A 15491-nucleotide genomic window follows, 5' to 3' on the forward strand; every position below is an offset into this window, starting at 1 on the left:
GGGGGAAAACCCATGCGCCGAGCATTCGCCAAAGTGTTCCTCATATTCGTTTTGTTTTTTGCAACCGGGTTCGCACCGTATCAGTGGCTCGGCGGCGGTTCCCGCCAAATCGTTACAGCGGAAGAGAGTCCAATAAGCGGTACAGCGTTATCGGCATTGGCAGATACATATAAAAAAGGCAGCTATGCGGAATATTTGGCCAAGTATAAACAATCGGTGCGCCCAAGCGCTGAAACCGTCATTCCCACCGAACAATTCAGTTCGACCCAAGGCATGAGCGTTTCTGTTCTAGACAATTATCAAGGGGAAAACGGGAAGTCCATTCTGACTTCGGATACGGGGTCCATTGAATGGCAATTTACAGTCGAGCAAGAGGGATTGTACAACATTGGCATCCATTACTACACAGTAAGCGGGAAAGATTCGGATATAGAAAGAGAATTGCGGATTGACGGTTCGGTACCATTTGCCGAGGCAAAAAGTATGACGTTCCAACGAATATGGAAGAACGATAAAAATGAGTTCGAGCGTGACGAGCAGGGCAACGATTTGGTTCCATCGCAAGTGGAAGAACCGATGTGGCAGGCATCGTTATTAAAGGATGCGACCGGATTTAATGAAGATCCTTATTTGTTTTATTTTTCAAAAGGCAAGCACTCCATCATGTTTACTTCAGTAAGAGAACCGCTCATTATTCATTCACTTAGACTTACAAACTCGGCAACAACGCCTTCGTATGATACGTTGGCGAGCACGTATACGCAAAAAGGTTATCAGCTTGCGAAAGATGTGATGCTGCAAGTTCAAGGCGAACACGCCTTATATAAATCTTCTCCAACACTATTGCCTTATAATGATCGTTCCAGTCCTGCGGTAGAGCCGTATCACGTATCTAAATTGCGGAACAATGCAATGGGCGGGTGGGCTTGGCGGCTTCCTGGCCAATGGATCGAATGGGAACTGGATGTACCGGACGACGGATTGTATCAAATAGCGGTGAAAAATCATCAAAACTATTTGCGCGGGATGGCTTCGCTTCGAACGATGTACATCGACGGCAAAATGCCCTTTCAGGAGCTTCAGCATGTCGGCTTTCCGTTCAATAGCGAATGGCAGACGACGGTGATCGGCCAAGATGCTGAGCATCCGTACTTGTTTTATTTCACGAAGGGTAAACACAAAGTCCAGCTCGAAGTGACATTGGGGGATTTGGCCCCGATTCTGAATGCGGTGGAAACGAGCATTTTGGACTTAAATGCGCTGTATCGTAAAATTATTAGCTTTACGGGGACGGTGCCCGATTCGTTTCGGGATTATCAGCTCGAGCAAAGAATTCCCGAGATGGCTGGGGAGTTTCGCAAACAAAGCGACTTGCTCCAAAAAATTACGAAGTTGATTCAAGGACAGAATGGAAAGAACGATGAGCGTACCGCGATATTGAATACGCTGGCTTACCAGCTCAGTGATATGGCAGACAGACCGGATACGGTGCCATCTCGGATTGATCAGTTCAAAACCAATGTAGGGGGACTCGGGGCGTGGCTGCTTTCGGTGAATGAACAACCGCTCGCCATCGATTATCTGACGCTAAGCTCGCCGCAAGCCAAGCTGCCGAATCCGGAAGCGACTGCGTGGGAGAAATTCAAAAGCAGCTCAGCAGCTTTCTTTGCTTCCTTCTTTGTGAATTACGATCAGTTATCGAACACTAAAGAGGGAGCTGATTCGGTTTCAGTATGGGTGACCTCAGCACGTGACCAAGCGCAGACCATCAAGAAATTGATTGACGAAACCTTCACACCAAAGACAGGAATAAAAATCAATTTGAAGTTGGTATCAGCAGACATTTTGCTGCCTTCTACGGTAGCAGGTAAAGGGCCGGATGTAGCGCTGCAAGCTCCCAACGATTTGCCTGTCAATTATGCAACCCGCAATGCGATGCAGGATCTATCGGTGTTTCCAGATTTCAACAGCGTGAAATCACGCTTTAACGAGAGTGCGATGGTTCCGTATGAGTTTTCAGGAAGCTATTACGCGCTGCCGGAAACGCAAACCTTCCCAGTTCTCTTCTATAGGAAAGACATTTTGGAAGATGAGCTAAAGATGAAGCCTCCGCAAACGTGGGAAGACGTGTATGATATGCTGCCTGCCCTACAGAAGCATAACTTGCAGTTCGGGCTGCCGCAAAAACCGTTGAACACATTTGGGAATGATTTGGAAACGACCAATATCATCACGCTTCCGCCGAACCCAGCTTTAGCCATGTTTTTATACCAGCATGATGGACAGTTTTATACTAATGACGGAGCCACCAGCGGTCTTGATTCGGAAACGGCGATCAAGGAGTTCAAGCAGTGGACCGATTTTTACGTGAATTATAAAATTCCGATCGCAGCGGATTTCGCCAACCGTTTCCGTACAGGGGAAATGCCTATTGGCATCGCAGACTATACGATGTACAACAAGCTGTCAGTTTTTGCCCCAGAGATTAAAGGATTGTGGGAATTTGCACCTGTTCCTGGAACAAAAAAGCCGGATGGCTCCCTTCGTCGCGATGTCGGCAGTGGGGGATCGGGCGTTGTCATGTTCAAACGTACGAAAAATAAAGATGCCGCATGGAAGTTTATGGAATGGTGGACCAGCAAAGAGACGCAAATTGCGTTTGGACGTCAAATGGAAATTCGCATGGGATCTTCGGCTAGGTATCCGACGGCCAACATGGAAGCTTTAGCTGCGCTGCCTTGGCCTTCTAGAGATTTCGACAGATTGAAGGAGCAGATGAAGTGGGTAAAAGGGATACCCGAGGTTCCGGGCGGTTATTTGACGGGACGCAACATTGATAATGCCTTTCGTAGAGTCGTCGTACAAGGCGACGATCCACGCGAAACGATGGATTATTACGTCCGTTATATCAACGACGAAATTGCTTTAAAACGGAAAGAGTTTAATCTTCCCTACGAGAAATGAGGGGGCGCCATGAAACAACAGCCTGCAGTGAACCCTAGCATGCCACGTGATACTGGAACATCCGCAATGAAAACCAACTCGGCGTTCCAAGGTAAATTCGGCCGATTGGGTAGTGATGTCAAAAAACATAAGCATGCCTATATGTTAATAGCGCCATACTTTCTTATTTTCCTTACATTTACGGTATTTCCTGTATTAATGTCCGTCTGTTTAAGTTTCACGAGCTACAATATGCTTGAACCGCCCAAATGGGTTGGCTGGCAAAATTTCGCCAGATTGTTCGTACAGGATGACATCTTTTTGATCGCACTCAAAAATACGCTCCTATTTGCATTAATTACGGGGCCGATCAGCTATATGGCTTGTTTCCTGTTCGCTTGGCTGATCAATGAGCTGCGGCCTAAGCTGCGCGCTGTGCTCACGCTAATCCTATATGCGCCTTCGATTTCGGGTAATACGTACCTGATCTGGCAAACCCTGTTTGCCAGTGATTCTTACGGGTATGCCAATTCATTCTTGATCAAATGGGGGATGATCCTGGAGCCGATCCAGTGGTTGCAGGATCCGAGGTTCGTTCTCGCGATTCTAATCCTCGTACAGCTGTGGCTCAGTTTGGGAACATCCTTTCTAGCCTTTATCGCTGGTCTGCAAAATGTAGATCGTACGCTGTATGAAGCCGGTGCCATCGATGGCGTACGTAATCGTTGGCAGGAGCTATGGTTTATCACACTGCCGGCCATGCGGCCACAGCTGCTGTTCGGCGCGGTTATTCAAATCACGCTCGCTTTCTCCGTGGCTGAGATTTCTATTTACATGATTGGCTTCCCGAGTGTAGATTACGCAGCACATACGATTGTGACCCACTTAGTCGACTATGGTTCGATCCGTTTCGAGATGGGGTACGCCTCCGCGATCGCGACTGTTTTGTTTACCATCATGTTTGTAACAAACCTCTTGACGCGTAAGCTGCTAGGAAAAGTGGGTGAATGACCGGAATGAAGCTGACATTAAAGATGCCAAAGCGTTTGAACCGTTCTTGGGCGGTTGATATTTTACTTTTCCTGCTGCTTGGCGGCATAGCCTTCTTTATGGCACTGCCGCTGGTTTTTACCATTAGCAATGCGTTTAAACCAATCGATGAAATATTCGTGTTTCCACCAAAGCTATTAGTGCGAAATCCTACATTCAAAAATTTTACCGATTTGGTGAACATTTTTTCCGATTCATGGGTGCCGTTCTCTCGCTATGTGTTCAATACGTTCTTTATTGCCATCGTAGGCACTGTGGGTCATGTCATCATCGCATCCGCTGCTGCTTATCCGCTGGCCAAAATCAAGTTCCCAGGCAGGAACATCCTGTTCAATATGGTCGTTATGTCGCTTATGTTTACGGCTTATGTGACACAGGTGCCCAATTACATGACCATTTCTTGGCTTCATCTAATTAATACCTATTGGGCGATCATCTTGCCGTCCTTCGGTATGACACTCGGATTATATCTGATGAAACAGTTTATGGAGCAAGTTCCAGACTCTCTTCTGGAAGCAGCGAAAATCGATGGGGCCAGCGAATATCGGATTTTTTGGCAGATCGTTATGCCAATCGTTAAGCCTGCGTGGCTGACGCTGGTCATTTTTTCGCTGCAAAATTTGTGGACGAATGGTTCCGTGACGAGCCATAAATATATTTACAGCGAGCAGTTGAAGACCGTTGATTATGTGTTCGGGCAAATAGCTAGCGGTGGATTGGTGCGAACGGGACCAGTGTCAGCCGTTACCCTGCTAATGATGGCCGTGCCGATTACCGTGTTTATTGTGACGCAAAGCAACATCATCCAAACCATGTCCACTTCTGGTCTGAAAGAGTAAACAGGGGGGAGCCACTTGAAAAGAATACTTATCATGATGTTCGCCGTTGTGCTTTTCATCGGTATGGCCGCTCCTGTGATTGCCGCACCTAACAACGATACGTACAATTATAATTTTTGGGGACAGAGCGTCCCGGCTCCGAGTCCTTATGAGCTGGAGCGGGTCATGTATGGAACAGACATGAAAACGGGCAATCTGTTGTCACCCCAGGATCTATTCATCGGCAGTGATCGTCGAATCTACATTGCGGATACCGGAAATGATCGAATCGTCGTATTGAATGATCAGTTTCGGGAAGTTCAGGTGATTTCCGGGTTCGAAAATAACGGAAGCAAAGAAACGTTCAACAAGCCGGAAGGCGTGTTCTACAACGGAACCGACGGTCATCTTCTTATCGCGGATACGCAAAACAAAAGGCTGGTGGAATTGAACGGTCAGGGAGCGTTGGTGCGTGTAATGGGGGAGCCGAAGTCTTCCCTGCTGCGCGAAGGATTTCAATACATGCCAACTAAGTTAGTTGTCGACAAGGCACAGCGGATCTATGTCATTAGTCGCGGATCCTACGAAGGAATTATGGAATTTGATACCGATGGCGAATTCAATGGGTTTATCGGCACGAATCGCGTGAAGTTCAATCCCGTAGATTTGTTTTGGAAACGGATCTCAACTAAAGCGCAGCGCGAGCAAATGCAGCTGTTCATTCCGCTTGAATTTAATAACTTGGACATGGATGAAGACGGTTTTATTTATACGACCACCTCAGAGGAAAAATCGGATCGCCCGATCAAACGGTTGAACCCGTCTGGTGTGGATATTTTAAGGGATAAAGGGTATTTCCCGCCTAAAGGGGATATCCAAACGCTGGAAGTCGGTAGCGCGCCTGGAAGCTCCATTTTCATCGATATTACTAAGGATGAAGGCGGCATGTACAGCGCAATGGATTTGAAAAGGGGCCGTATTTTCACTTATGACAAAGACGGCAATCTGCTGTACGAATTCGGCGGACTTGGCAGCGAACAGGGGAAATTCCGTACGCCTTCGGCGATTGCGATGCTCGGGGACAAGGTGCTGGTGCTCGATAAAGACAACAACCGTTTGTCTGTCTTCCAGCCTACACGTTACGGAAGCCTGATACGTGAAGCAGTTAAATCGCTCTATAACGGGAAAACGGATGCATCTACCGCTTCATGGCAGCAAGTGCTTCAAATGAATGGCAACTTTGAGGTAGCCTACATCGGGATCGGTAAATCGTTATTGAAAAATGGCGATAACCGCGGGGCGATGAGCTATTTCAAATTAGGAAATAACCGTGACTATTATTCAGAAGCTTTCAAACGGTACCGGAAAGAAGTTGTGTTCGCACATTTTGGCACCATCGTATTCGGCTTTGCGCTTGTCTTCGGTCTTGGTTATACAGCTGTGAAGCTTGCTGGCAGAAGAATGCGTGGAAAGCATTATACGGAAATCGGTGTGTTGAAAAATCCTTTTTATACGATGCTGCATCCGTTCAACGGATTTTGGGAGATGAAGTACGAACAAAAAGGCAGGTTAAAGGTTGTGGTCATCTGCTTACTCCTCCTCGTGCTATTCACCATTTTGAAACGACAGTACAGCGGGTTTGTTGTCAATATGAACAATCCACTCGAGCTGAACAGTCTCAATGAGCTGAAATTCATCGTTCTTCCGTTTCTGCTCTGGTGTATGGCGAATTGGTCATTGACTACTTTAATGGATGGGGAAGGCAAGTTTAAAGAAATCGTCATGGCAACAGGCTATGCGCTGATGCCGCTCATCCTGATCTATCTGCCGCAGACGCTTTACAGCAATGTGATTACTGGAAGTGAAAGCACGTTTTATTATTTGCTCGATGCGATTGCATACATCTGGTTCATCTGGCTGCTGTTTGTAGGCACCATGACGGTTCATCAATATTCAGCTTCCAAGACGGTGGTCACGATGATTCTGACGCTTGTTGTTATTGGTATCATCATCTTCCTCGGCGTATTGTTCTTCAGCATGCTGCAGCAAATGATCAATTTTATCACTTCCATTTACCGCGAACTCTCATTCAGATTTTAGCGGAACACGATAAATTAGCTAAGATTATGCTTACGAAGAAAGTTTTCCATTGGAAAACTCTAAGGAGGGATGAAGGTGTCCAGCATGATGAAAATATCCCTTGGCATCCTGAGCGCCGGTTTGGTGGCCTGCAGTCTGACCGTGATCTACTCGCAGGATCAATCTATAAGCATGGCGGAAGCTCAATCCCAGGTCAAATCAGTCCTTTCAAATAATTCCGTAACTGCCGCAAGCGCGGAGGTTCGTGCTGCAAGTGGAGCGGTTGCAGTATCATCCAACACAGCGGAGGAGCAGAGGGCTCTTGAAGCCATGGAGCTAATAACCCAGAACGAATTTCTGATGCTCTACGTCAAACGCGAGACGGCCGAGGTTGCTGTCAAGGACAAAAGAGATGGCTATATTTGGTTCTCTAATCCAGTGGATCGAGAGAAAGATCCCAAGGCTTCTCCTTTGTATAAATCAGAACTATCGTCCCAACTGTTAGTTACCTATTACAACGAAAAAGGGCAGCTTAATACGTTCAACAGCTACGACGATAGCGTAAAAAAGAAACAATTTAAAATCAGCGGCGTGGATAAAGGCATCAAAATCGTATACCAGCTGGGAAATATTCCAAAAGATTACGGCAATATTCCTAAGGTAATCGGTAAACAGCGGTTTGAGGAGCGTATTCTGGGGAAGCTGCCGGACAAGGACACCCGTGAAGATGTCGCTTTCAAATTCCGATTGGACGAACAGAAGCAAGTATATGAAGTTCGAAAGCTGCAGGATTTTGTGGCGGAGGAACTGTCCCAAAAACTAGAGGCAATTGGTTACACAAACGAAGAAGCCGCTAAGGACAATAAGGACAATGGGGCGGGAAGCAGTGCCCAAGAGGAAGGTCCAAGGTTTACGGTTCCGCTGGAGATCACCTTGGATGGAGAGCATCTTGTTGTCAAGACAGCTGGCGAGGAGCTTCAGTATACAAATGCTTATCCGATTGCCATGCTGCAGCTGCTCAAATATTTCGGGGCTGCCGATGATAAAAAAGACGGTTACATGTTCGTCCCTGACGGGTCTGGCGCCTTGATTCATCTGAATAACAACAAAAAGAACGCGGAGGCATACAACCTTCCGGTTTACGGTTCCGATGGCACTTACGACGTCAAAGAAAAGATTCAAACGAATGAGACCACGAGACTGCCCGTCTTTGGCATAAAGCAGAATGATCACGCTATGCTTGGCATGATTGAAGGCGGAGACGCGATGGCCAATATCACGGCAGACATCTCCGGCAGAAACGATTCTTATAACACGGTTGGCGGGAAGTTTAAAGTCATGGACATGGACTTCTATACGTTAACGTCAGGAACCAAAACGAGCTCCGTACCGATGTTCGGGCAGAAGCCTTTTCAAGGGGATTATCAGATTCGATATGACTTTTTGTCAGGACCTTCATCCGACTATACAGCTATGGCAGGTAAATATAGGGAGTATTTGGTGAATAAATACGGTCTGAAAAAGCTGGAGCCTGCTAAGGCAAGTCCTTTCCTGCTTGAGGTGGAGGGGGCGTTCCAGAAACAAGCGTCTTTTGTCGGTGTTCCGTATCAATCAACGGAAGCGCTGACCACCTTTGATGAAACGCAGTCAATGTTAACAGCTCTGAAAGAAAAAGGAGTCAAGGATATCGGGCTCCGCTATGTCGGTTGGTTTAATGACGGGATTCGGCATACGTCTCCATCGAACGTTGACGTAGTCGGTGAGTTAGGCGGTAAGAAGGGGTTCCGCAAGCTGATCGATTATATGTCAAAGGAAAACATCCATCTATTCCCCGATGTAGCTTTTCTTGAGAAATATAAAGGAGCTTCAAACGCAGCTTCCTTTTTAGACAGACAGAAGGCCAAAATTTACAAGTATGACCCCGTGATGTATGTCAAAGATACAACGAAATTTTCACATTACTTATTATCGCCGTCTGCGCTGGCCAAAACAGTGGACGGATTTGCCTCCGACTACGCGAAGTTTGGCCTTACAGGCTTGTCTCTTAGGGATTTAGGGAATGAAGTGAACTCAGACTTTAACCCGGATCATCCTATTAACCGGCAGGAAGCATTACACATTGCCGTTGACGGAACCGGCAAGCTGGAGCAGCGGGCCAATAACCTAATGGTGAATGGCGGTAATGCCTACAGCCTGCCGTACGCCAATATCATTGTGAATGCTCCGACCAAGAGCAGTCGCTTGAATCTGACCGACGAAGACGTACCCTTTTATCAAATCGCACTTCATGGTTTTTATGATCTCGCCGGAGAGCCGTTTAATATGCAGGGCGTAACCAATTCACGCGTTTCCCTGCTGAAAGCGCTGGAGACTGGATCGAATATTTATTACCAGTGGTACTACAGCGATTCGTCAGCGGTTAAGGATTCGGATTATAACGAACTATATGCGCTGCATTACGGGGATTGGCTGGATCAAGCGGCCAGTTTCTACAAAGAGGCTGGCACTGTGCTGAATGAGGTTCGGTCATATGTGATTACCGATCATCGCAAATTGGCAGAGGGTGTGGTTCAAACGACCTTCGAGAATGGGAAGAAGATTGTTATCAATTATAACGCTACTACGGTACAGGTGAATAATAAACAGCTAGAGGCCATGAGCTACTGGGTAGGAGGTGAGTGATTTGCGGAAAAAAAGATTATCGTTGGAACAGACGAAAGCGTGGTACGGCGTATTGTTCGTATCTCCCCTCATCCTGGGGATGGTCATGCTTTTTCTGCTGCCGCTCATTCAGTCGTTCCGGTTCAGCTTAAGTACCATACAAATGGTAGAGGGCGGCTTTGCCGTACTGCCTACTGGATTTAGAAACTACGTCAGCTTATTTGCCTCCAATCCGGATTACCCCCGGTTATTGGTGGAAGGTGTCGTTAACATGGTTGTGAATGTGCCGATCATCATTATTTTCAGCTTGTTCGCAGCGGTGCTATTGAATCAAAAATTTAAAGGGCGCGCCCTTGCGCGCGCGATCTTCTTTTTGCCGGTCATTCTGGCGTCGAGCGCCCTCGCTAATCTAGATATCAGCAGCTTTGTGGGAGGTTCGGCTCTGAGTGGAAGCGGAGACGGTTCTAATATGCTGCAAAGCTTTGAACTCAAAAAAATGCTGCTGGATTCGGGCATGGCTCCTATCGTAGTCAATTACATCACGAGTGCTGTAGATCGGATTTATGAAATTATCAGCTCTTCTGGTGTGCAAATTTTGATTTTCTTGGCAGGGCTTCAATCGATCTCCCCTTCCTTGTACGAGGCATCCAAAATCGAAGGGGCAACGGGATACGAGATTTTTTGGAAAGTGACGTTTCCGATGATGTCCCCGCTCATATTAACGAACCTGGTCTATTCCATTATTGATTCCTTCAGCAGAAATAAAATCAATACGCTCATTTCGCAAACGGCGTTCAAAACCTTCGATTTCGGTTTAAGTGCGGCAATGTCTTGGGTGTACTTCGTTGTTGTGGCTATCATCCTTGTCATCTCCACTGCGCTTGTCTCAAGAAAAGTATTTTATTACGACTGATGGAGGGATCGGACTATGAAATCGCAGGCTGTACGTATGGACGGATGGATTAGCAGGCGCAATCCGCTGGAAAAGGCGAAAAATTGGACATGGCAGATCATACGCGCCATCTTGGTGATCGGCTTTTGTTATATTATTTTGTTTCCCATATTTTTAAGACTATCGGTTGCTTTTCGTGACAGAGTCGACATTTATGATCCAACTGTGCTGTGGATTCCCCGGCATTTTACACTCGAAAATTTGGAGATTGCCATCTCAGCAACAAACTATTTGTCAGCTTTATGGAACACGTTCCTTATCTCGTCTACGACAACGTTGATTCAGGTTTGTTCTTGCGCGTTGGCGGGATACGCTTTTGCGAGGTTGAAATTTAAAGGCAGCGGACTGTTGTTTGGTCTGGTCATTTTCACCATCGTCGTGCCGCCTCAAACGATCATGATTCCGCTCTATTTAACATACCGGTATTTTGATCTTTTCGGATTAGTTGGCCTATTTTCAGGGAAGAGCAGTATCAATCTGATCGACACGTTCTGGCCGTTCCTTATCTCGTCTGGCACAGCGATGGGGCTGAAAAACGGGCTTTACATTTATATTTTCCGTCAATTTTTCCGGGGTATTCCCAAAGAAATCGAAGAAGCCGCCCTCGCGGACGGAGCGGGAATTTTCAAAACCTTTTACAGGATTATGCTGCCTAACGCCATACCTGCTGTAGTCACTGTCGTTTTATTCTCGTTTGTATGGCAGTGGAACGATAGCTATTATGTATCCCTGTTTTTGAGTAAAGTGAAGGTGCTTTCGACACAGCTGACGGATATGGGGCCAGCTCTAGGCAAAGAGCCGGATCCGGTATACCAGTCTATGCTGCTCAACACAGGCGTACTGCTGATGATGGGACCTTTGATTGCGTTGTATTTGTTTGTTCAGCGTTATTTCGTGGAAAGCGTAGAGCGTACCGGTTTAGTAGGGTAATAAAGATAAAGACAGGGTGGAGGAGAAACAGTGAACAAAGATGGATGGCAGCTGAAAGGATTCCATATGCGCTTCGGATCGCATGAGGATGTCGGTAATCTAAAGCGAGTGATTGAGGAAGCGTTGGCGCCTATGGGTGTGAATGTTTTGATATTGGAATGCAACACTTCGTTTCAGTTCCAATCTCATCCGGAAGTATCAGGCGGCAGCTTGACGAAGGAAGATGCGAGGGAACTGTCCAGCTTATGTAAGCGGTACGGCATCCAGTTAATCCCTTTGTTTGATTGTTTGGGGCACCAAGGCTGGGGAGGAGCGAGGAATTCGTTCCTGCGGGCGTATCCGGAGTTCGACGAAACCCCGCATGTGCCGACGGATGCTAAGTGGCCTGAATTTTACTGCCCGAGCTGGTGTCCTACCCATCCGGACATTAATCCGATTGTGTTTGATCTAATGGATGAGCTGATCGATGCTTTTGAAGCGGATGCGCTGCACGTTGGCATGGACGAAGTGTTCGCCATCGCGGATGATGGGTGCCCTCGATGTCGTGGGAAAAATAAGGCGAAACTGTTTGCAAAAGCAACTACCGATTATTACGAGCATTTGGTCCGTAATCGTAAGGTGCAGATGCTCATGTGGGCTGATCGGTTGATTGACGCCAAAGGCATGGGGTATACAGAGTGGGATGGTGACATTTACGGCATTTGGCCGGCTGTGGATCTTATTCCGAAGGATATTATATTGTGCGATTGGCACTACGATAAATTGGATGCTTATCCATCTGTCGGGCATTTGCTCGACAAAGGATTTGAAGTGTGGCCCAGCTGCTGGAAAACACCAGAAGCGGCCCTTGATCTGCTCGAGCAGTCTATCCGCCAAGCGGAAGAGCGAGGGGCGATTGACCGCATGCCCGGCATGTTGGTGACCGGCTGGAATGCCAACGGCGCCAAGCTGGTGACAGCGCTGCTGGGAGATGGGGACTTAGGCGAAGATACGGACGATATTAAGGGCATTGCAGATACGCTGAAAACGGTCATGGAGGCGCTCTGACTACGGACAGAGCATCTTGAAGCAAAGAGCTGACATTACATAGAAATGGAGACAACGCCATGACACAGTCCAAAACCGTACATATCATTTCGCATACACATTGGGACAGGGAATGGTATTTGCCCTATGAAAAGCATCACGTATTGCTGATCAAGTTAATGGATACGCTGATTCAGACCCTCAGCCAGGATGACGGATACCGCAGCTTTCATCTGGACTGTCAAACGATCATCTTAGAGGATTATTTGCAGATACGGCCGGAAATGAAGGAGACGTTAGAGCAATTGATTCGCGGAGGGCGCATCCACATCGGCCCGTGGTATATACTGCAGGATGAATTTCTAACGAGCAGCGAAGCGAATGTGCGTAATCTGCTAATTGGGCACCGTGATGCTAAAGCTTATGGCGTCATTTCGAAGTTGGGTTATTTCCCGGATTCCTTCGGCAACATGGGGCAGGCGCCGCAGCTGCTGCGGCAAGCAGACATTGAGAACGCCGTGTTCGGACGCGGTGTGAAGCCGACGGGATTTAACAATGAAGTATCGGAATCTCAGGCATATGAATCACCGTACTCTGAGATGTTTTGGGAAGCGCCTGACGGCTCCAAGGTGCTGGGCATTTTATTTGCCAATTGGTACAGCAACGGGAATGAGATTCCTGTGAATCCAGAAGCGGCATCCAAGTATTGGGATCAAAAGCTAGCAGAAGTATCCCAATATGCTTCTACGCCGCATTGGTTGTTCATGAACGGCTGCGATCATCAGCCTGTGCAGACCGATCTCACGGATGCGATCGGCACAGCTGAGAAGTTGTATCCGGACATCCGATTCATCCACGCCAATTTTGAAGATTATTTAAATGAAGTGAACCGGACGATCCCGAGTGACCTATCCGTCATTCGCGGAGAGCTGAGAAGCCAGCATACAGATGGCTGGTCTACGCTCGTAAATACGGCATCTTCCCGCGTTTATATCAAGCAAAAAAATCAAGAAGGCCAGACACTCTTGGAAAAAGTGGCGGAGCCTTTGGCTGCCTTTGCATACCAAGCAGGATGCCCATATCCCCATCATCTGTTTACCTATGCCTGGAAAACATTGATGCAGAACCATCCGCATGACAGTATTTGCGGGTGCAGTGTTGATGAAGTGCATGCCGAAATGATGACGCGTTTTGAGAAAAGCAAGCATGTAGCCGAATCTATCGTTCAGGATAGCCTGACTTGGTTGGCGGAACGAGTGGATACATCTGCGTTTTCCGGTTACGGCAAAGAGGCGGCGCCTTTTCTGGTAACGAATACGACAGGGTGGGAACGCAGTGGCACCGTAACTGTACAGCTGGAATTAAACAGGATCTATTTCCGTGATGGCAGGGATTTCCGGGATATGAGACAGGACTTGAAGCATAAGAACTTGGACGATTATGTGTTGGTTGATGTGGATGGGAAACCTATTCCTTTTGGATTAAAGGATATGGGAATTCACTTTGGGTACGATTTACCTGACGACAAGTTCAGGCAGCCTTATTTCGCGCGTGCCGTCCATGTGACCTTCGAAGCAGCTAATGTGCCTGCTTTGGGGTACAAAACGTATGCATTGACCCGTGATGCCTCATTAAAGCTTCTGCTTTCGCCGACTTCGTTAATCGTTGGTACACACGCGATGGAAAACGAATATTTGAGTGTCCAAGTCGCTGATGACGGCTCGTTTACGGTAACGGAGAAGCTTGAAGGAACGGTCTACAAAGGCTTGGGCGTTTATGAAAATACGGGAGATATCGGCAATGAGTATATGTACCGCCAAGCTTGCGGAGACACGACTGTGACTACACGAGGTATACCGGCATCCATTCGTATTCAGGAAGATACGCCTTACCGAGCTAGCATAGAGATCGTTCACGAGTTAGAAATACCGGCATCTGCAGAGGAATTGCTGGAAATGGAAAGGAAGGAACTGGTCTGGTTTACTGGGCGCAAGTCGGCGCGATCTGATGCAAAGATTGTTTTGAAAATCACGACCGTGGTATCCTTGGATAAAAACGGAAAGCGCGTTGATATTGCGTCAACCTATAACAATCATGCCAAAGATCACCGTTTGCGAATGCTGTTTCCTACTGGATTGGAAGCAGAAACCCATTATGCTGATTCCATCTTTGAAGTGCCGGAGCGGAGCAATACAACGACAGCCGAATGGAAAAATCCGAGCAACTGCCAACACCAGCAAGCATTCGTAACCATTGCAGGTGCGCGGCAGGGGCTTACTATCGCCAACCGCGGTTTGAACGAATATGAGATCGTTCGAGAAGATAGCGGCCAAACCATCGCGGTCACACTGCTTCGAGCTGTAGGGGAATTAGGCGACTGGGGGTACTTCCCAACGCCAGAAGCACAGTGTATCGGCGAGCATACTGTGCACCTATCTGTTATCCCTTATGCGGTACCTATCGAAACGATGGAAGAAGATCCGCTAGTTCATGGCTCCGGTGCTATACAGGCTGCCCATCAATATCAAGTTCCTTGGTCTGTAAAGCAAACTGAGGTTCATCACGGAGAACTGCCACCGACATACGCTTTTGGGGGCTGGGAAGGTCAAGCTATGGTCTTCTCCACAATGAAAGTTTCCGAGGAGACAGGAGATTTGATTGAGCGTTGGTATAATATCTCTGCACAGGAGAGAGTTCTGAAGATAGATCTCTCTGAGAAGTTCCATAATGCGTATAAAAGCGATATTCTGGAACGGCGTTTGGATCGTCTGCAGCAGGAGGGATCGGAGCGTTTGTCCGTATCCGTTCGTCCAGCAGAAATCGTTACAATTAGTTTTGAACAACTATGAAAATTGTAGAAAAAAGACTGTTTCAGAAGCGGATGACGAGTCCGTACATGAAATAGTCTTTTTTATATGAAAATTTTTTGGGTTAGGAGGTAAGGGAGATGCTTATTTACTATATTTTCCTGGTGTTTTGTGTTCAGGTTTTTGAGAGAATTGGAGAATTAGAACTAAGGATGGCGTAAGCTG

General features: G+C 47.2%; 9 protein-coding genes. All 9 read left to right on the top strand.

Features of this window, described 5'->3' with window-relative positions; all coding sequences use genetic code 11:
• The first annotated feature begins 12 nt into the window (after nt 1-12).
• On the top strand, nt 13-2964 hold the full coding sequence (locus tag QFZ78_RS24930; RefSeq protein WP_307551525.1) for an extracellular solute-binding protein: 2952 nt from the start codon (nt 13-15) through the stop codon (nt 2962-2964).
• A 66-nt stretch (nt 2965-3030) separates the two neighbouring features.
• Nucleotides 3031-3954: a carbohydrate ABC transporter permease gene (locus QFZ78_RS24935; RefSeq protein WP_307555882.1), complete on the top strand. Its 924-nt coding sequence runs from the start codon at nt 3031-3033 to the stop codon at nt 3952-3954.
• 5 nt (nt 3955-3959) lie between these two features.
• Entirely contained in the window at nt 3960-4832 is an 873-nt protein-coding gene (locus tag QFZ78_RS24940; RefSeq protein WP_307551527.1) for a carbohydrate ABC transporter permease, read from the top strand.
• 15 nt (nt 4833-4847) lie between these two features.
• Complete coding sequence (locus tag QFZ78_RS24945) at nt 4848-6911, top strand: YIP1 family protein (protein ID WP_307551529.1); 2064 nt, start codon at nt 4848-4850, stop codon at nt 6909-6911.
• Nucleotides 6912-6995: 84 nt separating this feature from the next.
• Nucleotides 6996-9572 (top strand): DUF5696 domain-containing protein, encoded by a 2577-nt coding sequence (locus tag QFZ78_RS24950; protein WP_307555883.1) that lies wholly within the window; start codon nt 6996-6998, stop codon nt 9570-9572.
• 1 nt (nt 9573) lies between these two features.
• Entirely contained in the window at nt 9574-10464 is an 891-nt protein-coding gene (locus QFZ78_RS24955) for a carbohydrate ABC transporter permease (RefSeq protein ID WP_307551531.1), read from the top strand.
• 15 nt (nt 10465-10479) lie between these two features.
• Nucleotides 10480-11433 (top strand): carbohydrate ABC transporter permease, encoded by a 954-nt coding sequence (locus QFZ78_RS24960; RefSeq protein WP_307551532.1) that lies wholly within the window; start codon nt 10480-10482, stop codon nt 11431-11433.
• Nucleotides 11434-11463: 30 nt separating this feature from the next.
• On the top strand, nt 11464-12480 hold the full coding sequence (locus QFZ78_RS24965; RefSeq protein ID WP_307551534.1) for a family 20 glycosylhydrolase: 1017 nt from the start codon (nt 11464-11466) through the stop codon (nt 12478-12480).
• Nucleotides 12481-12539: 59 nt separating this feature from the next.
• A complete protein-coding gene (locus QFZ78_RS24970) occupies nt 12540-15308 on the top strand; it encodes an alpha-mannosidase (protein ID WP_307551536.1) in 2769 nt (922 codons plus the stop codon).
• The last annotated feature ends 183 nt before the right edge of the window (nt 15309-15491 follow it).

The sequence above is a fragment of the Paenibacillus sp. V4I5 genome (assembly GCF_030817255.1).
Classification (GTDB): Bacteria; Bacillota; Bacilli; order Paenibacillales; family NBRC-103111; genus Paenibacillus_E.